The organism is Flavobacterium sp. KACC 22761, assembly GCF_034058155.1.
GTDB lineage: Bacteria > Bacteroidota > Bacteroidia > Flavobacteriales > Flavobacteriaceae > Flavobacterium.
Map to the genome: position 1 here is coordinate 2,844,767 of NZ_CP139148.1, position 24,054 is coordinate 2,868,820.

The 24,054-nt window shown below is 34.3% G+C and carries 24 protein-coding genes; 2 read left to right on the forward strand and 22 right to left on the reverse strand.

From position 1 onward, the window contains the following. Window positions 1–113: 113 nt before the first annotated feature. The 15 genes from SCB73_RS12280 to SCB73_RS12350 form a co-directional block, all read right to left on the reverse strand. Window positions 114–485 carry a hypothetical protein gene (locus SCB73_RS12280; protein ID WP_320566516.1) on the reverse strand — a complete coding sequence of 124 codons (372 nt, stop codon included), beginning with the start codon at window positions 483–485 and terminating at the stop codon, window positions 114–116. A 55-nt stretch (window positions 486–540) separates the two neighbouring features. After that, on the reverse strand, window positions 541–1,086 hold the full coding sequence (locus tag SCB73_RS12285) for a transglycosylase domain-containing protein (RefSeq protein ID WP_320566517.1): 546 nt from the start codon (window positions 1,084–1,086) through the stop codon (window positions 541–543). Window positions 1,087–1,249: 163 nt separating this feature from the next. Continuing rightward, window positions 1,250–1,753, reverse strand: a complete 504-nt coding sequence (locus SCB73_RS12290) for an SRPBCC family protein (protein WP_320566518.1) — start codon at window positions 1,751–1,753, stop codon at window positions 1,250–1,252. A 34-nt stretch (window positions 1,754–1,787) separates the two neighbouring features. Beyond that, complete coding sequence (locus SCB73_RS12295; protein WP_320566519.1) at window positions 1,788–2,288, reverse strand: SRPBCC family protein; 501 nt, start codon at window positions 2,286–2,288, stop codon at window positions 1,788–1,790. Then, the gene (locus tag SCB73_RS12300) at window positions 2,278–2,604 is read right to left on the reverse strand and encodes an ArsR/SmtB family transcription factor (protein ID WP_320566520.1); all 327 of its coding nucleotides are present in this window, start codon (window positions 2,602–2,604) and stop codon (window positions 2,278–2,280) included. The genes SCB73_RS12295 and SCB73_RS12300 overlap by 11 nt, the downstream gene beginning before the upstream one ends. A gap of 153 nt (window positions 2,605–2,757) precedes the next feature. Beyond that, window positions 2,758–3,945 (reverse strand): hypothetical protein, encoded by a 1,188-nt coding sequence (locus tag SCB73_RS12305; protein ID WP_320566521.1) that lies wholly within the window; start codon window positions 3,943–3,945, stop codon window positions 2,758–2,760. A gap of 220 nt (window positions 3,946–4,165) precedes the next feature. Then, window positions 4,166–4,531, reverse strand: a complete 366-nt coding sequence (locus SCB73_RS12310; protein WP_320566522.1) for a DUF5004 domain-containing protein — start codon at window positions 4,529–4,531, stop codon at window positions 4,166–4,168. Between the two features lie 81 nt (window positions 4,532–4,612). After that, window positions 4,613–5,080 (reverse strand): DUF1572 domain-containing protein, encoded by a 468-nt coding sequence (locus SCB73_RS12315; protein WP_320566523.1) that lies wholly within the window; start codon window positions 5,078–5,080, stop codon window positions 4,613–4,615. Window positions 5,081–5,155: 75 nt separating this feature from the next. Next, entirely contained in the window at window positions 5,156–5,650 is a 495-nt protein-coding gene (locus tag SCB73_RS12320) for a hypothetical protein (RefSeq protein WP_320566524.1), read from the reverse strand. A 41-nt stretch (window positions 5,651–5,691) separates the two neighbouring features. Beyond that, window positions 5,692–6,861 carry an acetyltransferase domain-containing protein gene (locus tag SCB73_RS12325; RefSeq protein ID WP_320566525.1) on the reverse strand — a complete coding sequence of 390 codons (1,170 nt, stop codon included), beginning with the start codon at window positions 6,859–6,861 and terminating at the stop codon, window positions 5,692–5,694. Window positions 6,862–7,070: 209 nt separating this feature from the next. Beyond that, window positions 7,071–7,436, reverse strand: a complete 366-nt coding sequence (locus SCB73_RS12330) for a hypothetical protein (RefSeq protein ID WP_320566526.1) — start codon at window positions 7,434–7,436, stop codon at window positions 7,071–7,073. Window positions 7,437–7,534: 98 nt separating this feature from the next. Continuing rightward, the gene (locus SCB73_RS12335) at window positions 7,535–7,984 is read right to left on the reverse strand and encodes a hypothetical protein (RefSeq protein WP_320566527.1); all 450 of its coding nucleotides are present in this window, start codon (window positions 7,982–7,984) and stop codon (window positions 7,535–7,537) included. Window positions 7,985–8,034: 50 nt separating this feature from the next. Further along, window positions 8,035–8,652 (reverse strand): hypothetical protein, encoded by a 618-nt coding sequence (locus SCB73_RS12340; protein WP_320566528.1) that lies wholly within the window; start codon window positions 8,650–8,652, stop codon window positions 8,035–8,037. Between the two features lie 125 nt (window positions 8,653–8,777). Further along, complete coding sequence (locus tag SCB73_RS12345; protein ID WP_320566529.1) at window positions 8,778–9,134, reverse strand: hypothetical protein; 357 nt, start codon at window positions 9,132–9,134, stop codon at window positions 8,778–8,780. Between the two features lie 34 nt (window positions 9,135–9,168). Beyond that, window positions 9,169–9,987 (reverse strand): AraC family transcriptional regulator, encoded by an 819-nt coding sequence (locus SCB73_RS12350; RefSeq protein ID WP_320566530.1) that lies wholly within the window; start codon window positions 9,985–9,987, stop codon window positions 9,169–9,171. A 100-nt stretch (window positions 9,988–10,087) separates the two neighbouring features. Between SCB73_RS12350 and SCB73_RS12355 the strand changes: the two genes are divergently transcribed. Then, window positions 10,088–11,296, forward strand: a complete 1,209-nt coding sequence (locus SCB73_RS12355) for an MFS transporter (RefSeq protein WP_320566531.1) — start codon at window positions 10,088–10,090, stop codon at window positions 11,294–11,296. 273 nt (window positions 11,297–11,569) lie between these two features. Here the strand turns inward: SCB73_RS12355 and SCB73_RS12360 are convergent, their stop codons facing one another. The 5 genes from SCB73_RS12360 to gltB all read right to left on the reverse strand — a co-directional run bounded on the left by SCB73_RS12360 (window position 11,570) and on the right by gltB (window position 20,995). Next, window positions 11,570–12,007 (reverse strand): c-type cytochrome, encoded by a 438-nt coding sequence (locus SCB73_RS12360; protein WP_320566532.1) that lies wholly within the window; start codon window positions 12,005–12,007, stop codon window positions 11,570–11,572. Between the two features lie 302 nt (window positions 12,008–12,309). After that, a complete protein-coding gene (locus SCB73_RS12365) occupies window positions 12,310–12,624 on the reverse strand; it encodes a GIY-YIG nuclease family protein (RefSeq protein WP_320566533.1) in 315 nt (104 codons plus the stop codon). 371 nt (window positions 12,625–12,995) lie between these two features. Then, window positions 12,996–14,288, reverse strand: a complete 1,293-nt coding sequence (gene lysA / locus SCB73_RS12370) for a diaminopimelate decarboxylase (protein ID WP_320566534.1) — start codon at window positions 14,286–14,288, stop codon at window positions 12,996–12,998. Window positions 14,289–14,899: 611 nt separating this feature from the next. Then, on the reverse strand, window positions 14,900–16,354 hold the full coding sequence (locus SCB73_RS12375) for a glutamate synthase subunit beta (RefSeq protein ID WP_320566535.1): 1,455 nt from the start codon (window positions 16,352–16,354) through the stop codon (window positions 14,900–14,902). Between the two features lie 123 nt (window positions 16,355–16,477). Then, window positions 16,478–20,995 (reverse strand): glutamate synthase large subunit, encoded by a 4,518-nt coding sequence (gene gltB, locus SCB73_RS12380; RefSeq protein WP_320570091.1) that lies wholly within the window; start codon window positions 20,993–20,995, stop codon window positions 16,478–16,480. A 416-nt stretch (window positions 20,996–21,411) separates the two neighbouring features. Here gltB and sucC point away from each other — a divergent pair, with 416 nt between their 5' ends. Next, window positions 21,412–22,605 carry an ADP-forming succinate--CoA ligase subunit beta gene (gene sucC / locus SCB73_RS12385; RefSeq protein WP_012024229.1) on the forward strand — a complete coding sequence of 398 codons (1,194 nt, stop codon included), beginning with the start codon at window positions 21,412–21,414 and terminating at the stop codon, window positions 22,603–22,605. Window positions 22,606–22,667: 62 nt separating this feature from the next. Here sucC and SCB73_RS12390 read toward each other — a convergent pair whose 3' ends face one another. Together SCB73_RS12390 and SCB73_RS12395 are read right to left on the reverse strand one after the other, a co-directional pair. Further along, window positions 22,668–23,075, reverse strand: coding sequence for a hypothetical protein (locus tag SCB73_RS12390; RefSeq protein ID WP_320566536.1), 408 nt, complete (start codon window positions 23,073–23,075; stop codon window positions 22,668–22,670). 440 nt (window positions 23,076–23,515) lie between these two features. After that, complete coding sequence (locus SCB73_RS12395) at window positions 23,516–23,980, reverse strand: DUF1456 family protein (protein ID WP_320566537.1); 465 nt, start codon at window positions 23,978–23,980, stop codon at window positions 23,516–23,518. Window positions 23,981–24,054 lie beyond the last annotated feature (74 nt).

The following is a 24,054-nucleotide window of genomic DNA, read 5'->3' on the forward strand; positions in this document are numbered from 1 at the left end:
GTAAAACCTTTTGTCACCCTGAGCGAAGTCGAAGGGCGCTCCAATTGGAACGTGAGCTTCGACTTCGCTCAGCCTGACAGTTGCGAATGAAACCTGAAACGTGAAACTAAAAATTAATTTTCTTTCATTTCTTTCACCTCTGATACACGTTTATGAAAACTACTTCTATTAGTTGTAACAATCAAAACGCCGGCTTCACCGTAAGTTCCATAAATACTGATTCCTTTTTGTTTATCGATAGCGATAATTTTGGCAATTTCAATTTTAGACAAAGCAAGTTTTTCTTTTTCCAAATCCTGATAACGATGCGGAATTCCATCAACAACTACAATTGGCTTATCCGTAATTTTTCCGGCTTTCGCCAAACTTGTGATAGAATCAGAAAGATAGAATTTGTCTTTTCCTTCATCAGAGAGTTCATATCTGCTTTGGGAAAATGCAGTAATTGAAACAAGAAAAAGGACTGTGGCCATAAATTTTTTCATAATGCTTTGGTTAGATTTTATTGGTTAGTTAATAATGAAAGGGTTTAGAGTTCTGTTATTTTTGTTCTTGTTGCTTTAGAATTTGCTGGTAAATTAAAATTCGCTCTTTTAATTTTTTTGGATTTCTTATCGGATTGAATAACGCAGCATTACGAAGCATTGCTACAATGGTCAGTTTTTCTTTTTCATTTAGTTCCTGAACCGTTTTGTGAAAATAAAATTGAGTTGCGGTGTGAATTCCTTTGTTTCTGAAACAAAAGTCATAGTTTAAGAGTACAAGTTTTAAACAAATATCAGGTGTGAACTCTTTTTTGATTTTTGAGATGTAGATGGCCTTTTTCAGAAGATTTCCGTAGTTATAAGAGTTTACCATCTTCAATACTGTTTCGCAAGAACAAGCATGCGATTCTTTTTCGTTGATTTTATTATAAAGAGATACGATTTCCTCAAGATCTTCAGCTTTTGTGTTTTTCAATGTCTTGGTAAGATAAATGAAATCATCATTTTTAAACATCGGATTATAATCACTCAAAAGATAAAAATACAATGCAATCACAAGAGCTAAAATGAATGCAAAAATTTTGAAGATTTTCCTTAGCATTTTTTTATTACGAGTTTAAGCATTGAAAATAAATGATTTTAGTTTCTTTAGTAGAATAAAATTGAAATCGAAAATACGAATTTTAATGTTAATTAGATTAGGTAGTTAAAACAAAAAAATCCCGCTTTAATCAAAAGCGGGGTTTTCTAATTTAGTAAAAGAATTATTTTTTTCTTTCTTCAAAAATTTTGTCTAACCCTTCCATCGCAATAGTAAATCCTTCTTTGAATCCCATTTGAATAATCATTTCCAAATCAGAAAGTTTTTCGTGTTTGATGGCAATATCAACAAAGGTTGAACCCTCTTGTTCAGAAAAATTGACATTCCAGTCAGAACGTGGAAATTCTTTGTTTAAATTCCCTTCACTGTCACTGAAAGCATCCAGATATTTAAAATTTGTCTTCGGGCTAATGGAAGTAAAATCAGCAATTGCCCAATGCTCTTCGCCTTCTGGACCAACCATGGCGTACAATCTTCGTCCGCCTTCCTTAAATTCCATACTTTTTGTTCGGGCTTTCCAAGGAGCTGGCGCCCACCACTGGTCTAGAATTTCAGCTTCTGTCCACGCCGACCAAACATCAGACAATGGCGCATTGAATTCGCGTTTTACATTTACCGTACTCGTTTCTTTATCTACTGTAAAATTCATTAAAAGATTTGATTTCATGATACTTTATTTTAATGTATTAGTACTTAAAAATTTATTTTCTCGCTTCAAGAAGTTTTTCCAAGCTTTTTAGCGTGCTTGTAAATCCTTCTTTGAATCCTGTTGCGATCAGTTGTTCAATTTCAGCAAAATTGTCACGGCTAATTGCAATGTCAACTACTGTCACTTCTCCTTCTTCAGAAAATGTAATATCCCATAACGAGCTTCCAAAATTCGGAATCGGATTAGCCTCAGCATCGCAAAATGTCGAAGTGTGTTTGAAATTAGTTTTCGGAGAAATCGAAGTATAATCAAAAAAACTCCAACGTTCTTGGCCATCTGGGCCAACCATTGCATACAAGCGGCGTCCGCCTTCCTTAAAATCCATGCTTTTTGTTTTGGACTTGAAAGGAGCTGGCGCCCACCATTGATCCAGAATTTCAGGTTCTGTCCAAGTAGACCAAACGTTTGACAATGACGCATTAAATTCGCGTTTTACATTTACGGTTTTATTTTCCTTATCTACGGAAAAATTCATGATAAGATCAGATTTCATTTTCTTTAGATTTTAAATTCATTAATACTTGATCCAATTGGCTGAAACGACTTTCCCAAATTTTCTTAAACTGTTCCATCCATTGATCTACTTCTTTCATTTTGTCAATTTTAAGCTGATAATAAATTTCTCTGCCCATTTTTTTTTCTTCCAATAAATCACATTCGTTCAAAACTTTAATGTGTTTAGAAACTGCTTGTCTTGTGGTTTTGAATTGCTCGGCAATTGCATTTGGCGTTAATGCAGTTGTAGAAACCAAAACTAAAATCGCTCTTCGAGTCGGATCAGCGATTGCCTGAAAAATATCTCGTTTCATTTTAAAAATAGAATTACGCAACTAATCAGTTGCAAATATACGCAACTTTTTGGTTGCGCAATTAAAAAAACGAAAATTTTTTAATGAAAAAGAACCCAAACAAAAAAAGACGCATCAAAAATGCGCCTTTTTCTTTATAATCCTGTTATATAATTAGTGTCTAAATTTATTTTTTACAATGATGTCTTTTAGCTTGGCTTTCAGGTCTTCGCCCGTGTCATAAACCATTTGTTCGTTATTCGGAAACAAAACCGCGCGTTTATTAAAATTGCCAAGATAATTATCCTCGCATGCATTTTTATCGCCTTTATAAGTCGAATAGATATTCTCGAAAACAAATTCACTGCTTATTGGAAATGTCTGAACCAATTGATTTGATTTCAAATCTACATAGTCAACTTTTGCCGTAACCTGGCACGATTTAAATTGTCTAAATTCATAAACAGTTGCGCGAAGCATTTTATAATTATCTACTTTAACTTCTTTTCCAAGACTGTCTTTTACTGGTTTTCCGCGGCTGTCCAAAAGTGTTTTTACACCATCTTTAACCTGTCTTTCTTTAGTAAATTCCTTTTCTTTAATTTGCTCTGGCGAAATATAAATGTCTCTAAAATTAATAATCAGGCTATAATCGTAGTTTACATTTTTTTGTCTGGCGCTATGATAAACCGTCCATTTGTCGTTTAATCCATAAGTTTTAAAATCCAATAAATCGTCCTGAAGCATTTTTGGGATTACCATATTGGTTTCGTTTTTGGCATAAACATCCACAAAATCAGTTCCTTTAAACTGAGCATCGTCCATCAGTTTTTTTGCATTTTTGTAATTCGGATTTAAACTTTCCAAATAAGCCAAATCATCATAAGCTTTTCTGAAATCCAATTTATTATTAGATTTTAAGAGCGCAGAAGCATTCTCATACAAATATTTAGAAAGCGCATTTTTGCTGTTAACAATTTGATTCGAATAATTATCAAACGGAAAAATCGCATTTCTTCCCTGTTTTAATAATTTCAAAGGCAAAATCGGCCTAATTTTTTCCTGACGATTATTTAGCTGTACATAAGTGTTGTAGATGCGTTCAGCATTTACGGGATTATTTTCATTGTTGAGCATTTCAAGATTGCGCAAGTCTCGATCTTTCGCTTTAGCAAAAGCCTCTTCGAGCAGATACACATAATCCTGTTTCCCTTTTGAATCTTTATTGGTTCTTAAAGCTTCAACCGCACGGTCAATTGCGCCGTCATAATTGCCATCGCTTATTAGAGCTTGGGTCGTTTTTACACCGCACGAAGAAAAGGCTAAAAATAATATAGAAAATAGAAAAGTAATTTTTTGCATGTTATAGTTTTTGAAGGTGTAAATATATCTTTTTTAACTTTCAACAACTATGCCTTTTTTGAATTATTTTAAGAAGCAGAAATCTATGTTTTCATAACAATGTTTAGTCCCGCTGTCCGCTATATCTTTTGTGGTGAACCCCACCACAAAAGGATGCCGCTTCCATCGGGGCTAGAGGAGAAGTTTTGTTTTTTTCGAGTAATAAAAAAACGATTGCCATTTAGTTGCTTATTTTTTTATACTCAAAAGTGCCTACTTCAGGATTTGAGATACTGCGTTTTTCGCTGTCAAAAGAATTAATTTTAAATACAACGGGCAGAATAACAGAAACGATAGTCAACTGAGAATTATCACTTGATAATTTCCATTTTGCTTTATGAGATTCATCGCCAATTACGCTTTCAAAATCACCATTTTCTTTAAAAATCTGAAAAACCTGATCTGTTTTAAAACGTTTCTTGATATCTTTTTCTTTTCCGTTTTTAGTCCATTTTACCAATTGCCATTTTCCAATCAATTCTTTAGAAGTTTGAGCCGTGGCAGACAATCCAATTAAAAATGCAAATGCTAAAAATAATTTTCTCATTACTAAAGTTTTAAAGTTGAATTTTAAATTTAATAATTTCTGTTGATTTGAAAGGAAATTTAAAGTTAAGTCTATGTTTTTTTAGTTTGATAATAGCTTTTTAATCAAAACAATTTGTCCTAAATGATAATAACTATGTTCAATCATACAGTCAATATTTCTTCTGTAAGTGCCATATTTTACATCAACAAAACCTTCGTCTAATTTTTCATCTGGCATTTGTTCCACCAAAGAAGCAAATTCTTCAGCTGCATCCCAAAATTTATTTAGAAAAATTTCCCATTCCTGTTGAGATTGAATAGGAGGAAAGTCAAAACTGAATTTGTCTTTTATATCCAAAGTTCCGCCTTTAAAAACCTGATTTATTCCGCTAATGTAGTAATGAATATGCTGCGCAAGAATCGCAATTGTATTTAAGTTTTGAACTTCAGCAACTGCAATTTTCCAATCCAGATTTTCGAGTTGATTTTTATAATTGGTGTTGGCAACCCAAGTTCCGTTCAAAATAATCTCTCTAAACCGATTTGCAATTTCTAGTGCATTTTTCATCCTTAAATAAATTTATGTTGAAAAAATAAAATACTAATATAAAAAATTACCTGCGGAAATTTGAAATTTTAGTGCTTATTGAATAAAGTGTTTATTCTCAATATCATTGCCTTTATGCTCAATTTTGAGAATCCAAAAAGCAAATTTTGAATATTCTATCTCAACAGAGTCGGTTATATCTATAAGGTCATAATTACTTTTTGTAACCTCATATTTAGGGATATCTTTAGAGTCAAATACAATGATATAATTATAAGAGTTTCGACTTGACGTACGATATTTGTCAATCACCCTTAAAGTGCTTACAATCTTGATTTTAGATTCGACATCTTTTCTCGTTATATTTAATCTTTTTAAGAAAAGTATAAAGACAACAAAGGCTATGATTACAAAAACAAAAACAATGATGTTGAATAACGAAAACAAAGAATCGGTATTGCTCATTCCCCAAGACCAAAGGGCAATAAAGGAAATAAATACAAATAAGAAGATTTTTGTTTTCTCTACTTTTCTTTTTATGATTTTGATTTCTTGATTATTTATCGGGGCTTCGGTTTGATTTATCGGCATGTTTTGGTTAAATATTTTAAACAAGAAAGAACAGATGCAAATTAAATATATTTCAGCCACCAATATTTATTTTCAGCCTTATATTTCCCAAACCATTGACAAGGTTTATAAAGAATCGTCACAACAAAAATCCAAACAAAATAAATTCCCCATAAAGGCAAACCACTTTGAATATTTCTAGATCTTCCAAAAGTTCCTGCCACAAAATCAAATTGCAACCAACTGAAACCTTGAGCAAAAAGCAGGACTAAAGTTAGAATATGAATGACATAAAAATGAACTATAAAATAAAACAAAGGCACTTTTCCGTAAACTAAAGTTATTTTTTTAATTGTATTGTGAAATTGTTCCGCGAAAGCGAGCAACAAAAACATGATACCTAAATTGAGCAAGCAAAATAGAAGCGATGGCGGATATTTGGTCACATTTATAAAAGATAAAAAAGTAAAAACCGGATCTTTTTGAAGACTCCACTTTATTGGATCGCCATAAATATTCAAAAAGCGAATCGCCACAAATAAAGCTAAAGCGCTATAGCCAATTTTTACAAATAGTTTTTTTCTTTTTTCCGCTTCCAGTTCAAAGAATTTTCCGCTGGCAAAACCAACAAGCATTATTCCTAACCATTGAACTGGCGGATAGGCCATAATAAATACTCTTCCTAATAAAGGATTACCAAATGGAGTTCCAAATGGGCTAATGAATGACGTTAAAACCGAATTCAATTTCAAATTTTGTGAAACCACAATAAAAGGCAAAAGATTGTGGAAAATGAGAATACACAAACCTGTAATTCCTAATATTCTAGAAGGAATTTTCAAAAGCAAACCTAAAACAATAAAACCAAAACCTATTGTGGCTATAACTTCAAACAGAAGTGTGTGAAACCCAATATCAAAGTACAATCCGAAATTGAAAATGGTAAATTCGAGCAATAATAACCAAAAACCTCTTTTAAATAAAAATGTTCTGGTTTCGGCTAAACTATTTTTTTGAAGCGAAAGATAAACGGAAGTTCCTGCCAGAAAAACAAAAGTTGGTGCACATAAATACGTAATCCAGCGCGTAAAAAACAACCAAGGCGTAGTGGTTGACAAATCAGTCGGACTTTGTGCAAGCGAATTAATATGCATCAAATCTCGAACATGATCAAGCGCCATAATAATCATTACAATGCCTCGGACGATGTCTATTGATGGTTGTCGCTTCATTAGTTTGGGTTTAAAATGCTTAAGAGTAAAACTAATGAATTATTTTTAAGTATTAAATAATGCCAGTGATTGTAAATAAATTGCCTCCAGCTTTAGCTGGAGGTTTGTGAGGAAAAGAAAAAGGCTTTAGCCAAAAGGTCATTTTTGGGCTAAAGCCTATCGAAAGACTTTTGATGGTACGAGTTAAAGCTTGAGGCTACTGGGAAAAGTTATTTCTTTAATCTAGATTTTACTTGATAAACAATCTCCCAAAAAATAACAGCAAAAACAGCATTTGCAAGTATCGCAGTTTTAACCTGGTACGGATCGTACTCAAAAAGCAAATGCAAGTTTGTAAACTTCAATGCGAGAAACAGTGCCAATGTTGCAATTGCGATAGCGTAAAGTATGTTTAGCATTGGTCTCCATTTTAAAGCCACAAAAGCATAAATTATATTGAAAACCGCATAACCGAATCCTAAGGTTGTAAAAGGATCGGTTTTTAATTTTTCGCCTATCTTTAAAATAATTGGTGTTGAAATTAGGTATAAGAAGAAAAGTATTGAATATGAAAGAATTCGTATTTGTGGTTTCATTTTTTGTTATTTAAGATGAAGTGTTGCAAATGCAAAAGTAATTCGAAAAGATGAATTCTAAATGAAGTTAATTTGCTCTTCAGGTTTTCTTCGATGTTTTACGGCAATAGTTTTTCTATTTTTTCTTCTGATTTTTCCTTTAAAACACTATCTGGTTTGAAACTCCAAATGATTAGAAATTTTCCTTTTACGACATATTCTTCCGGATGTTCATCAGTTGGCTGACCGTCTTTTCCCCAAAGTAATCCTTGCAGAAAACGATCGCCTTTAAAAACGTGATCAAATTCAAAATACATGATAGAGCCACGATCGCCTTTGCTTCTAAAATTCTGAATGGCTTTGCTTTTTACAGTTCCAACAATATTGCTGTAGGTTTCAATATCATCATAAAAAGTGCAGGCTTGTGGCGTAATGCAAATATTGCCGTCGTTGAACGTGTAAGCTTTGGGAATTTCTTTTGGCTTTAATTTTAAATCAGCGATAGTTTGACTGAATGAATTGATTGAAAGCAATAAAAATAATGCCGATAAGGGAATCGTAATTTTCATGGTTTTTTGGTTTTATTTGATTTGGGTTAAGTTGTTAAAATATATTGATTTTACTTGATTGTAATCCAATCTGCCTTTATAGTTGTTCTTACCGGTTTAACAGGAATTTCTAAATCGGTATATTCACCAATTCTGTTGCTCTCCTTGGTAAAAAAATCAAATTCTAAATTGCTTTTTTTGTCCGTCATGAATTCCCAGTCCATTATTAAATCGATATAAACTTTAATATCGGGATATTTTTCCTGTATTTCTGCAACTGTAGATTTTGGATTTAATCCATTTTCTGTTTTTAGATTTTTGCTCAAAGCAATAATGGCTAATATTTCCTCAGAATCTCTTTTAGGAACGAGCGCAATAACAGGCTCATTTTTTAATGAATAAAGAAAAGCTTTTCCGCCACCGTCATAACCAAAATCATAAGCAGTTTCTTCTTTTTTGGTCAAAGATTTTAGCAGTTTTTCAGCATCACTAATTGTCATGCCGATTTTTATTTCACCGACTTTTCCATTTGAAATTTGAAATTTTTCAAAATCGAATTTTGGAATTGCTTTTGTTGAAATTTTAGCTTCTTGAATTCTTTTATTCCAGGTTTCGGCTTGTTTTTCTGCTTTGTCTTTACAGGAAAACTGGAATAAAATCAAGATTATAAATAGTAGTTTTTTGGTCATTAGTTTTGGTTCGTTTTTTTAGAGAGTTTTTATATAATTATTTTCTCATTTTCATGAATTTGGGATTTGGTTTGCTTAGCTAAAATAGTTTTTTAAAGAATTAAACTTTAATATGGATAAAAATATTATTTTTTATCTTCAAACTCATAATCAGAAAATTCAATAATTCTTTTTCCAACATTTGTATTAATTTCAATTTTTTGGCGAATAAATTCTATATCCAAATCATCAGAGGTTTTTACAATTCTGGTGGATTTTCCCAGATCATTTATATGATATATTTGAGGAATTCGGCCTAAAGGAATAATTATTTCTTCGACTTGATAAAAAACAACTTTGTTAAACTTTAAATATCGTTCTTCAAACAAATTATTTCCAAAATCATAGGGAAACATTAAATTAAAAGTTATGGTTTGTTCCTGTGTATTTTCTATAACCTCTTCAATTGTACTTGCCATTAAACGATTACCTAATATGTCCATTTTTTGATTTTTATAAAGTTGTTAAAGATATATTTTACGCCGATATTTTATCCGAATCATTTTCATCTTCTAAAATATAATTAGAAGGCGTTTTTCCTAAATGCTTTTTGAACATAAAAATAAAAGCGCTGGCTGTTTCATAACCTAAATCTAAAGCGATTTCTTTTATGGATTGTTTTTCGCCTAATCTTTTTATGGCTTCAAGTAATTTCAAACGCGTGCGCCAATCACTGAAATTCATTCCTAATTCTTTTATGAACAAACGCGATAAAGTTCGGCTACTCATAAACGAAAGCTCGGCGTAATAATCGATTGTGTTTTTGCTTGCAACATCATTCATTAAAAGTTCGACGACTTTTTGAAGCCTTTCGTTATTTGTCGTTGGCAAAAAAGTAGCACTTGGCTCAATCAATGCAAGTTCATCTAGAAAAACGGAAATAACTCTGCGTTGTGCAGGTGTCAAATTTCCATCTGTTCCAAAAGAAATAATTTTGAAGACCAACTGTTTTAAAAACATCGGAATGTCAAATGAAAAACTGTTTATTGGCAGTCCTTCACTTGCCGACGGATCAATAAAAACGCTGTAATAATTAACGTCTTTCTGAAAAGTAACCTGATGTTCGACACCGCCCGGAAGCCACAATCCCTGCAACGGATTAACAACCCAAATATGATTTCCAACTACAACATTCATGACACCACGCGTAGCATAAATCAATTGCCCGCGAGGATGCGAGTGCGAAATACACATTTCGTTGTTGACCATTTCAGTATAGCCAATAACAGGAATTAATGGATTGACTTGATATCCATAATCCTGCGCCATTCGATATGTCCGAATTTGATTATTCATTGTCCAAATATAGCAATTTTGACATTGTAATTTATTTCAATTTTGTAAATAAATAATACAGCTGTTATTTTAAAATTTAAGATTAACCTAAAAACAACTCATGGAAACCGTTAAAGTACAACCAGAAGTAATTAAAAAAACAACGTATTCGATACTTTTTATAATCAGTTTTTCGCATTTAATCAATGATCTTTTGCAAGCTGTTGTTCCGTCAATTTATCCTTTGATAAAAGAGAATTTCGGACTGAGTTTTTCTCAAATCGGAATAATCACTTTTACTTATCAAATCGTCGCTTCAATTTTGCAACCTTTCGTGGGAATGTATACCGATAAAAATTCGAAACCTTATTCGCTGATTATTGGAATGTGTTTCACCATGACCGGATTATTTCTGGTTTCGATCGCTACAAATTTCACTTTTCTATTGTTATCAGTAAGTTTAATCGGAATTGGATCTTCGATTTTTCACCCGGAATCTTCAAGAGTGGCACATTTGGCTTCAGGCGGAAAACGAGGATTGGCACAATCTATTTTTCAATTGGGAGGAAATGCAGGAAGCGCCATCGGGCCTTTGTTGGCAGCTTTTATTATCATTCCACACGGACAAAGTTATGTGGCTTGGTTTTGTATTATCGCTTTAATCGGAATTTTTGCTTTGTATAAAATTGCGATTTGGTACACGGAACATTTGTCTGAAAGAAATGCCAACAAAGCCGCGCTTAAAATCGAAACGCATCATTTGTCAAAAAACAGAGTGATTGGTTCGTTGATTATTTTGTTGGTTTTGATTTTCTCTAAATACTTTTACATGAGCAGTATTACGAGTTATTATACATTCTTTTTAATTGATAAATTCCATATTTCGATTCAGCAATCACAAGTTTATTTATTCTTGTTTTCAGGTGCTGTTGCAGCGGGAACTTTGATTGGTGGTCCAATTGGCGACCGTTTCGGAAGAAAATATGTAATCTGGGTTTCAATTCTTGGAGTTGCGCCATTTACGTTGATGTTGCCTTATGTAGATTTATTTTGGGTAGGAACTTTATCTGTCATTATCGGATTGATTCTTTCTTCGGCATTCTCTGCAATTCTAGTTTACGCAACCGAATTATTGCCCGGAAAAGTTGGTTTAGTTGCCGGTCTTTTCTTCGGATTTGCTTTTGGAATGGGAGGTTTAGGCTCAGCAGTTCTAGGAAAAATCGCCGATGCAACGAGTATAGAATATGTTTTTAAGATTTGTGCGTTTCTGCCTTTAATTGGGATAATTACTGGTTTTTTGCCAAATATTGAGGGGAGGAAGAAGATTTAATTGCTAGCTTTAGCAGGATGAGAAAATGATAAAAGAATTTAAGGCTTTAGTCAAATTGTAGATAATTTGGCTAAAGCCTTTTCTAATCTTGATATATTCCTCCAGTTAAAACTGGAGGCAACTTATAAAAAAAATTGTGTACTTTTTTGCTTGCTGGCGCGAGCGTCTCGCTCGTGCTCGTAAAGTTTTTATATTATAGATTTCTTCAGCTGGTATTCACGAGCTGGATGCTCGAATGAGTGGGGGTAAACGTATTTTACTTTGTTAACAAAATTATTTTTCAAGCGGAATTCCTTTTTTTGACATTTCATATCTCTTCTCAACAAAGTAATATACAGCATCTAGATCAGTATTTGTGAGATATGGAAAAGAAGTCATAAGTCCCCAGCCTTGAGCTCTTATTTCTTTCGCAATTTTATCGCCTCGTTCATACATTTGATAAGAATATCGAGTGTAATTGTAAAGCCATTTTTTCTCTCTCAATTTGGTAATACCTCCTAAAGCTGGTGCGGTTGCAATTTGATCCATTCCGATGTAATGGCAGGAAGTACACTCTTTTTTAAAGATATTTCGGCCTTTTGTGTAAAGAGGATCAGTTTGATTAATTGTGATGTAGTTTTCTCTTAAATTGAATTTTTTTTCTAATAGTTTCATTTCGTTGAAAGAACATACAAGAAAGGCAAGTGCAACAATAAAAAATAATTTATTCATGAGTGTGCATATGGTTTGTTAATGTTTTATGGCTAATCAGTTTTTTGATTTTATATCTAATATACAACTTTTGATTTTATGGAGTCCTTATTCACAATCTCCCGCTCAGGCGTGCAAAGTTTTTACTTATTTATTTGCTTAACTTGAGTTCACGAGCGGGACGCTAGCGCTAGCGGGGCTGCCCAAATGACTAAAATTCAAGTTTTATAAATTTCAACCCCAATGATCCACAATCTTGTCATTTCGACGAAGGAGAAATCTTCGCAAGTAGCTCCACAAAGATTGTAAACGCTTTGAATAGATTATTCAAATAAATAATTCAAAAACTCCAAATCTGGATTAATGGTTTTTATTAATTCAATTTTCTTTTCCCTGCGCCAATCTTTTATTTCTTTTTCTCTAGCGATTGCTTCTTGAATCCAAGTGAATTTTTCATAATATAGCAAGAATGTGGCATTGTACTTTGATGTAAAGGTTTTGTTTCCAGTTGTGCTGTTTTCTTTGTGTTGGCTTAAACGAATTTTTAAATTATTTGTAACTCCTGTGTAGAAAACGGTTTTGTATTTATTTGTGAGAATGTATATGTAGTATGTGTAATAGCCTTCTTGTTGATGCATTTTTTTTGACGAAAGACAAAATATTTATTTAAGATTTTTCTCTCTTTTGCTGTGTTTTGTTTGATATACTTTGCGGAGTTACTTGCGAGGATTTCTCCTTACGTCGAAATGACAAGAATGGCTGAACTTTGGCTTTCTTTGTGGAGCTACTTGCGAAGATTTCTCCTTCGTCGAAATGACAAACTGCGTCGGCAAAGTTTATGTAAACAAGTATTGTGGTTGCTTTGCGTGGGCTTCGACTCCGCTCAGCCTGACAAAAAGAGAAAGAATTAAATCTGCTCAAATCTGCAAAATCTGTGTGAAACAAAAAAAAATCCCGCCTCAATTAAGAAACGGGATTTCAACAATTGATATTCCTTTTTTTTCTATTGTTAAACCGTAGCTGCAATTTCTTGTGGCAACGGAATTTGATTTTTAAGTAAATCTTCAAATGTTTCAGCTTGGCGAATCAAGATTCCTTGTCCGTTCATCCATAAAACTTCAGCTGGTTTATATCTTGAGTTGTAGTTCGAAGACATTGAGAAACAGTATGCTCCAGCGTTTCTGAAAGATAAAATGTCACCTTCAGTAATTTCTTGGATTCTGCGGTTGTTTGCAAAAGTATCTGTTTCGCAAATGTATCCTACAACAGAGTAAAAACGCTCTTTTCCTTTTGGATTAGAAATGTTGTCAATATGATGCGAAGATCCGTAAAACATTGGACGAATTAAGTGGTTGAAACCACTGTCAACTCCAGCAAAAACTGTTGAGGTTGTTTGTTTTACTACGTTTACTTTTACTAAGAAATGACCTGCTTCGCTCACCAAGAATTTTCCTGGTTCGAAAATCAGCGTTAAATCTCTGCCATATTCTGCACAGAAAGCGTTGAATCTTTTAGATAATTTTTTACCTAATTCTTCGATGTCTGTTTCGATATCGTCTTTTTTGTAAGGAACTTTGAAGCCGCTTCCGAAATCTAAGAATTGTAAATCTTTAAAATGTTTAGCCGTATCAAATAAGATTTCAGCAGCATACAAGAATACTTCGATATCTAAAATATCAGATCCTGTGTGCATGTGAATTCCAACAATACTCATTTTTGTATTTTCAACAATTCGCAAGATATGCGGAATCTGGTGAACAGAAATACCGAATTTACTATCGATATGTCCAACAGAAATATTTGCATTTCCGCCCGCCATCACGTGTGGATTGATACGAATACAAACTGGAATATGCGGATGTTTTGTTCCGAATTGCTCCAGAATAGATAAGTTATCGATATTGATTTGTACACCCATTGCGGCTACTTCTTCGATTTCTTCTAAAGAAACGCCGTTTGGTGTAAAGAAAATTCTTTCGGGTTCATAGCCAGCGTGAAGCCCTAACTGAACTTCCTGAATTGATACAGTGTCTAAGCCAGACCCCATGTTCTTTAATAACTGTAGAATCGCAATGTTAGACAATGCCTTCATGGCATAATTAACTCTTAAGTTCTCAACCTTAGAGAAAGCTTTAGTTAATCGGTTGTACTGTGATTGGATTTTTTCAGCATCGTAAACATACAATGGACTTCCAAATTGGTCTGCTAACTGCAGTAAATCTTTTGCTTGCATTTTTAAATTATTTTGGGCAAAGTTATTACTCTTTTGTGTATCAGCAAATAAATTGTAGAAAAATAACAAATTGTAACAAATTGTTTGTTTTTAAACAAAAAGTTGCTGTTTTTGGAATTTTATAACCTTTTTAAAGGTGCTAAGTTTCTGAGATGCTAAGATACTAAGTTTTTTTAGCCACGAATTCACGAATTTAGCTAATTCTTAAATATTGTTGAAATTAATTTTTTGCAAAATATTACACGAATTAAATGGATTTCATTTTTATCCTAATTTTTAAAAGAAGCCAAATGTTTGAATTTAGCCCCGATTAAGGCGGTATCCTCGTAGTGGAACGGAGAGATATAGCCGAAAGCGGGAACTATGTTTATCAAAATGCCAATTGTGATGCTTCAAAATATTTTTTTAGCCACGAATTACACCAATTTTCACGAATTTTTAATTTTAGATTTTTCGCAAAATGCTAAAACATAGCCCGTGGTTTCAACCACGGGCTATGTTTGAAATGGAAAACGTTTAGAAAATAAAAATTCGTGAAAATTGGTGCAATTTGTGGCTAAAAACAAAACCCCTGAATTGATATTCAGGGGTTTGTCAGTAGTTATGTTGTATAGAAATTAAGGTTAAGGCTGAGAAAAAATCTCAGTATCTTAGAACCTTAGCGACTTAGAGTCTTAAATTTATAAGCTCGGTAAATCTCCTTTTCCTTTAGTAGGCAAGTTAGTAGATCCCATTAGGAATAAATCTACTTCTCTTGCTGCTTCGCGACCTTCTGAAATAGCCCACACGATTAATGATTGTCCTCTTCTCATATCACCAGCTGTGAAAATATGAGGAACGTTTGTCTGATAGTTGTGTGCTTTGTAGTTGCTTCTCATATCAGTTTCGATGCCTAATTGCTCGCTTAATGTTTTCTCTGGACCTGTGAATCCAAGAGCCAATAAAGCTAAATCGCAAGGCCAGATTTTCTCAGAACCTTCTTTTTCGATTAATTCAGGACGCTGACCTGGAGTCATTTTCCATTGTACTTCAACAGTTTTTAATCCAGTTAATTCGCCTTTATCATTAGAAATGAATTCTTTAGTGTTGATCAACCAGTTTCTGTCGCAACCTTCTTCGTGAGAAGAAGATGTTTTCAACTGCAACGGCCAGAAAGGCCATGGAGTAGATTCGCTTCTTCCAACTGGAGGTTTTGGTAAAATCTCAAAGTTTGTTACCGATTTAGCTCCGTGTCTGTTTGAAGTTCCGATACAGTCAGAACCTGTATCTCCACCACCAATAACGATTACATCTTTTCCAGTAGCTTTTACTTGGTCTGGAATAGATTCTCCGTATAAAACTTTAGTTTGCTGTGTTAAGAAATCCATTGCCTGAACTACACCTTTGCTTTCGATTCCTTTAGTTGGAAGGCTTCTTCTTTCAGTTGCACCTCCGCATAAAACGATAGAATCGAATGCGTTTAATTCTTCGACGCTGAAGTTAACACCAACATTTACATTCGTTTTGAAAGTGATTCCTTCTGCTTCTAGAATCGCAACACGACGATCGATAATTCCTTTTTCTAATTTGAAATTTGGAATTCCGTAACGTAATAAACCTCCAATTGCATTGTCTCTTTCAAAAACAGTAACCGTGTGACCCGCTCTGTTTAATTGTTGAGCTGCAGCAAGACCTGCAGGTCCTGAACCAATAACGGCAACCGTTTTACCCGTTCTTGATTTTGGTGGCTGAGGTTTAATCCATCCTTCAGCGAAACCTCTTTCTACGATGCTTTTTTCGATGTTTTCGATAGAAACCGGATCTTTGATGATTCCTAATACACATGATTTCTCACATGGAGCAGGACATAAGCGTCCTGTAAATTCAGGGAAGTTGTTAGTAGATTGTAAAATCTCTAACGCGCTCTGCCATTCTTCCTGATGTACCATGTCGTTGAAGTCAGGAATTAAATTTCCTAACGGACAACCACTGTGGCAAAAAGGAATTCCACAGTCCATACATCTTGATCCTTGTTCTTTTAATTTATCTTTTGGTACCGGAATAGTAAATTCGTTGTAGTTCGAAACACGTTCTGCAACTGCTAAATTACTTTCATCGGCTCTGTTATATTCTTTAAATCCGCCTATTTTACCCATGACATTTTAAATTAAATTCCAATTTCTTTAAGTTCTAAATTCCAATCCTTCGACTTCGCTCAGGAAGACATTACCATTGATATTGCGATTGGAATTTGGAATTTTATTTTTTGAAATTGATTTTTATCCCGCTATTAATTCTTCTATTTTTTTCTCTTCTGCAATTCTTTGTAATGCTTTTTTGTAATCAGTTGGCATTACTTTTACGAAGTGCTGTGTTTGATTTTCCCAGTCTGCTAAAATTCTTTTTGCTAATGGACTGCTGGTGTACAATGAATGGTTTTTGATCAGTTTTCTTAGTTTTGTAAGATCTTCTTCTTCCATTGGATCGAATGCAACCATTTCCATGTTGCAAACTGTAGAATCGAATTTTTTGTTTGGATCGTAAACATAAGCTACACCACCGCTCATACCAGCTGCGAAGTTTCTTCCTGTTTTTCCTAAAACTACTACTGTACCACCTGTCATGTATTCGCAACCGTGATCTCCAATTCCTTCTACAACTGCTGTTGCTCCAGAGTTTCTCACACAGAAACGCTCTCCTGCGATACCATTAATATAAGCCTCTCCGGTAATAGCTCCGTAAAGGGCAACGTTACCAATAATGATGTTGTCTTCAGGTTTGAAAGTCGCAGTAGGAGGTACTTTTACAATTAGTTTTCCTCCAGAAAGACCTTTTCCTAAGTAATCATTACAGTTTCCGTGAATTTTAAATGACAATCCGTTTGTTGCAAATGCACCAAAACTTTGTCCGGCAGAACCTTCAAAATCAACTAAAATAGTGTCAGCTGGTAATCCTTGTGCGCCATAAATTTTTGAGATTTCGTTACTCAAAATCGCACCTACAGAACGGTCTGTATTTTTGATTTTGAATGTAACTCTCGTTTTCTCTTTTCTATAGATAGACGGAATTGCTTCTTTGATGATGTCAAAATCCAATACATTTTCAAGAGCGTGATCTTGAGTTGTTGTATTATGATTTGGAACCGTTTTAGCTTTTTCCGGTTTGTATAGAATAGTTGATAAGTCTAATCCGTTTGCTTTATAATGTTTGATCGCTTTGTCTACGTTTAATTTTTGAGACTGACCAACCATTTCTTTTAAAGTTCTGAAACCTAACTGAGCCATGATTTCTCTTAACTCTTCAGCAATGAAATACATGAAGTTGATTACGTGCTCTGGAGTTCCTTTGAAGTTTTTTCTCAATTCTGGATCCTGAGTTGCAATACCAACTGGACAAGTATTTAAGTGACAAGCTCTCATCATGATACATCCAGAAGCTACAAGCGGAGCCGTTGCGAAACCGAATTCTTCAGCGCCTAATAAAGCGGCGATAGCAACGTCACGACCTGTTTTTAACTGCCCGTCACATTCTAAAACTACACGGCTTCTTAAGTCGTTTAGAATCAAAGTTTGTTGTGCTTCAGCTAAACCAAGTTCCCATGGAATACCTGTGTGCTGTAAAGATGTTAATGGAGCTGCTCCAGTTCCTCCGTCATAACCAGAAATTAAGATAACGTCAGCTTTTGCTTTGGCAACACCGGCAGCGATGGTTCCAACTCCAACTTCAGAAACTAATTTTACGTTGATTCGAGCTTCACGGTTTGCGTTTTTCAAATCGTAAATCAACTGAGATAAATCCTCAATAGAGTAGATATCGTGGTGAGGCGGAGGCGAAATCAAACCTACATAAGGTGTAGAGTTTCTAGTTTCAGCAATCCAAGGCACAACTTTTTCTCCAGGCAACTGACCACCTTCTCCAGGTTTTGCTCCCTGAGCCATTTTGATTTGGATTTCTCTGGCGTTTGTCAAATAGTTGATTGAAACTCCAAAACGTCCTGAAGCAACTTGTTTGATCGCAGAGTTTCTAGAATCTCCGTTAATTTCTTTCTGGAAACGTCTTGGATCTTCTCCACCTTCTCCAGAGTTACTTTTTCCACCAATTCTGTTCATTGCAATTGCCAAGTTCTCGTGCGCTTCCTGGCTAATAGAACCGTAAGACATTGCTCCGGTTTTGAATTTTTTCACAATTTCTGTCCAAGGCTCAACTTCGTCAATAGAAATTGGATCCAAGTTGTTAAACTCAAATAAACCTCTAATCGTCATTAAGTTTGAGCTTTGCTCGTTTACAGCATTAGCGTATTCTTTATAGCTTTCTGGGCTGTTTAAACGAACTGCTTGTTGTAATTTAGAAATCGTAGTTGGGTTAAACATGTGTTTTTCGCCACCACGTCTCCATCTGTAAATACCTCCAATTTCAAGAGAAAGCAAGTTTGCAATTTTTGAATTTGGGAAAGCTTTTTGGAAACGTTTTTTAACTTCTTTTTCTACTTCCATTAAACCAATTCCTTCAATTCTTGATGGAGTGTAAGGGAAATATTTAGATGTAAATGTTTTGTTTAAACCTAAAATCTCGAAAATTTGAGCAGCTCTGTATGAATGTAAAGTAGAGATACCAATTTTGTTCATGATTTTCACGATTCCTTTTGCAATTGCTTTGTTGTAGTTTACAACAGCATAATCTGCTTTTACTTTTGTAATGAAACCTTTCTCAACTTGATCGTGAATGATTTCGTTTACCATGTAAGGGTTGATTGCACTTGCACCGTATCCGAATAATAAAGCAAAATGATGAGGTTCGCGTGGTTCAGCAGATTCGATGATGATTCCGAATTTAGAACGAACCTGTAAAATGTTTAATGAGTGGTGAATGTAAGAACAAGCCAATAACATTGGAATTGGAGCTAATTCTTCGCTAACACCTCTATCTGATAAGATGATGATGTTGCATCCTTCATTAACCGCTTTAAAAGTTGCCTGAACACATTTTTCAAGAGCACGCTCTAAACCGTTAACTCCTTTTTCTATTTTATATAAAGTAGAAATAGTAGCCGATTTGAAATCTGCGTGATCGATATTTCTAATTTTATCCAAATCCTCGTTAGAAATAACCGGATTTTGGATTTTAAGTTTTTTACATTGTTTCGATTCGATTTCGAAAATATTGAAATCTCCACCAATCGCTAAACTGATGTCGGTAATAATTTCTTCACGAATACCATCCAATGGCGGGTTAGTAACCTGAGCGAACAATTGTTTGAAGTAATTGTACAACAATTGTGGCTGATCTGAAAGAACTGCCAAAGGTGTATCGTTACCCATAGAACTGATTGCTTCAGCTCCGTCGCTACCCATTGGGTTGATGATTGTTTTTAAATCTTCAATTGTATAACCAAACAAACGCTGTCTTGTCAAGAAATCTAATTTTTCAACAGGAGTAGGGTTGTTAGTGTAAGGAACGCTAGCCAATGGCAATAAGTTTTCGTCAACCCATTGTTTGTATGGACGTTTTGTAACAATCGCTTTCTTTACTTCTTCGTCTTCGATGATACGCCCTTCGTTCATATCCACCAAGAACATTTTTCCTGGCTCAAGACGACCGTGTTGAACTACATCTTCTGGATCGATGTCTAATACGCCAATTTCAGATGACATAATTACGAAGCCACTTTTTGTTAATGTATAACGAGAAGGACGCAATCCATTTCTGTCTAGTAAAGCTCCAATTACGTTACCATCAGTAAACGGAATAGAAGCAGGACCATCCCAAGGTTCCATGATACAAGCATTGTATTCATAGAAAGCTCTTTTCTCAGGAGACATTGTTTGGTGTTTTTCCCAAGCTTCAGGAACTACCATCATCATTGCTTCTGGAAGAGAACGTCCAGTCATTAATAAAAGTTCAATTACCATATCCATAGAAGCAGAATCTGATTTTCCTTCTAGGATAATTGGGAATAATTTCTTGATATCCTCGCCAAAAACAGCACTTTGCATAAGCTCTTCACGAGCACGCATACGGCTTACGTTTCCACGAAGTGTGTTGATCTCACCATTGTGACACATGTATCTAAACGGTTGAGCTAAGTCCCAAGATGGGAATGTATTTGTAGAGAAACGTTGGTGTACAAGAGCTAAACGCGTCACCAAGTCTGGATCTTTCAAATCTATATAATAACGGCTGATGTCTTCCGGCATCAATAGACCTTTATATATTATAGTAGTTGTCGATAAACTAGTAAAATAAAACATATGGCTTTCTGAGGTTTTAGATCCTCTTACGGCATGTTCAGCAATTTTTCTAGCTGCAAAAAGTTTTGCATTAAATTCTTGTTCAGTTAAATCTTGTCCGTTTTTAGAAACGAAAACTTGTTTAATTGTTGGTTCTTTTTCTGCGGCGATTTCACCTAAATTTTCAACGTCAACTGGCACATCTCTCCAACCTAAAACTTTTAAGTTTTGGTCTTTAATTGTTGCTTCAAATGCATTAATACAAAAAGAAACCTGGTTTTTGCTTTTTGGTAAAAAAACCATTCCTACTGCATACTCACGCGCTTCAGGGATTTCAAAGTCACACACTTTCTTAAAAAACGCATGTGGGATATCAAATAAAATTCCAGCCCCGTCTCCAGTTCTTCCATCAGAACTAACGGCACCACGATGTTCCAATTTTATTAAGATGTCCAATGCTTTGTGAATAATATCATTTGACTTAATACCATTCAAATTACAAATAAATCCTGCACCACAATTGTCGTGTTCAAATTCAGGCAAATAGAGCCCTTGTTCTTTAACTTTCATTCTTGATATTTTTTCTACAAAAATAAAGATTTCGTTAAACATAATGTATTGAAATTGTGCTTTTGCTTTCATTTTTGTCGTAATATTAGAAAAACGGTTCTTAAATGATAATAATATTATTTAAAGCATTGCGAAATGATAAAATCATAATAACAATTAAATAATATTAGGAAAAATCGTCGTGAGGCCTAGAATTCAATAGGGTTTTTTGTTAAATATCAAACGATATAGTGATTTTGTGTTAACTTTTTCGATGCAATTCGTTAACGGTAAATTTGCTTTCAAAAAGAATATCCAATTATTAACGAAATGACTCGTTTTTTAATTCGAAAAAGATTTTACTATTAAGTTGAATTTTGCTACTTTTGTCGCACTTTTATTCTGAAATAAATTCAGAACCAGACAAATTCTATATTATGAACATACACGAATATCAAGGAAAAGAAATTTTAGCAAGTTACGGAGTACGCGTGCAACGCGGAATTGTGGCTAACAATGCGGTTGAAGCTGTAGCTGCTGCAAAACAATTAACTGCCGAAACTGGTACAGGATGGCACGTAATAAAAGCACAAATTCACGCAGGTGGTCGTGGAAAAGGTGGTGGAGTTAAGCTGGCAAAAAACTTACAGCAAGTTGAAGAGTTAGCAGAACAAATCATCGGAATGCAATTGATCACACCTCAGACTCCGCCTGAAGGTAAAAAAGTAAACAAAGTTTTAGTTGCTGAAGATGTTTACTATCCTGGAGAAAGCGAAACTTCTGAGTTTTATGTTTCTGTTTTATTGAATAGAGGTACAGGACGCAATATGATTATGTATTCTACTGAAGGTGGAATGGATATCGAAGAAGTTGCTGAGCACACTCCGCACTTGATCTTCACTGAAGAAATTGATCCAACTGTTGGATTACAAGGTTTCCAAGCTAGAAGAATTGCTTTTAACTTAGGTCTTTCTGGAAATGCTTTCAAAGAAATGGTGAAATTCATCGACGCACTTTACAATGCTTACATTGGTTCTGATGCCTCAATGTTTGAAATTAACCCAGTTTTAAAAACTTCTGATAACAAAATCTTAGCTGTTGACGCTAAAGTTAACATCGACGATAACGCTTTATACAGACAACCTAAATATGCTGAAATGAGAGATATCCGTGAGGAGAATCCAATCGAAGTTGAAGCTAAAGAAGTTGGTCTTAACTATGTTGACCTTGATGGTACTGTAGGATGTATGGTAAACGGAGCTGGTCTTGCAATGGCAACTATGGATTTAATTAAATATGCTGGTTTTGAGCCTGCTAACTTCCTTGACGTAGGAGGAACTGCTGATGCAAAACGTGTTGAGACAGCTTTCAGAATTATCTTGAAAGATCCAAACGTAAAAGCTATTTTGATTAACATCTTCGGAGGAATCGTTCGTTGTGACCGTGTTGCTCAAGGTGTTGTTGATGCTTACAAAAACATGGGAGACGCTATTAAAGTGCCAATTATTGTTCGTTTGCAAGGAACAAATGCTGAAATTGCAAAAGAATTAATTGACAACTCTGGTATGCCAATCTTATCTGCAGTGCAATTCCAAGAAGCGGCTGACCAAGTTAAAGCTGCTCTTTCTTAATTAAAATAAGAAATCAATTTATATAGAAAATCCCTTCGATATTCGAAGGGATTTTTTTTGTTTTAGATTTTTATCAATTCGAGACTTATTTCTCCTTCCTCAAGTTTAAAATACGCATTATTTTTTTCGATTTTTGGAGTTATTCCCATTATTGAATAACGATCTTTAGTTGTCCCAATTCTAATTAATTTTCTTTTCTCGTCGAAAATCCATTTTTGATTTTGCAACATCTGTACAAACATTGAAGTAAGCTGCGTTTTTTGTTTTGGAATGAAATTAAAATCTTGATTTTTTTGGAATGAAAATATTGAATTTGTAAAGGCTTGAGAGAGTTCTGTCATTTCTTTACTGTTAGATGGTACTATTACTTTTTCTACTTTCCAGTTTCCAATAATTTGACCTTGAATGGAGGTTTGGCTTTTTGCGTTTAATGATAAAAAGAAAAGAATGATGAAAAGTAATTGTTTCATGATAGTTTGTGCAGATTTAAATTTTGATTAAAAATATAAAAAAAACATTCGTTTTGAGAATGGATATTACTGAATTAAGCATTGTTACGACAGATCTGATTATTTTTTATTTAACCACAATCCTGATAGTTTTCAGGAGCAAAGATTTTTGTTTTACTTTGTCCATAATGCGTAAAATTCGCAAAGTTTTATTCATAAAGCTTTGCGAATTTTTGAGAATATAGCCCGTGGTTTCAACCACGGGTACACAATGTACGTCACGCAATGCATCTCTGGGCATTCCCGCGGTTGAAACTGCGGGCTATATTTGAAATTAGACCGTAATTAGAATCTTTTTAAAACGCAAAGTTCGCAAAGCTTTATCCATATAGCTTTGCGAACTTTGCGTTTATAATCGTACAGATTGGAAAATATTTTAGCGTCCTTTGCGGTTAAAAAAATTATTTCTTATTCTTTCCGTTTTTGAAGACTACTTTTTCTACAACAACTGGTTTTCCATTTCCTTTTGGGAATGATTTCTTCTTCGGTTTTCCGGTTGCTGAACCAGATTTTGAAGGGCTTTTGTCGCCTCTATATTTTTCAGAATCTTTTGGCGCAGCTTTAAATTCAGGTCTTTCCTTAGAAGTATCTCTTTTTGGAATTTCAGCTTTATGCTTTGCTAAAACTTCATTCGGGTTTTTAGGGTTTTCTTTAGTTCCTCTTAAATGAATTACCAATCCGTTTAAAAAATTACGTAAAACCTGATCGCCGCATTCCATATAGTTTGGATGATCTTCAGCTCTAAAAAAAGCGCCCAATTCTGATTTCGAAATTCTAAAATCAACTAATTCTAAAATTTCAACTATTTGATCGTCACGGAGCATCAAAGCCACGCGAAGTTTTTTAAGTATATCGTTATTTGTCATCGTTTATTTTTTACAAAGGTACGGTACAATCTGTTAAAATTGTTGTTATCATTAAACTTTAATTGGAAGATTTT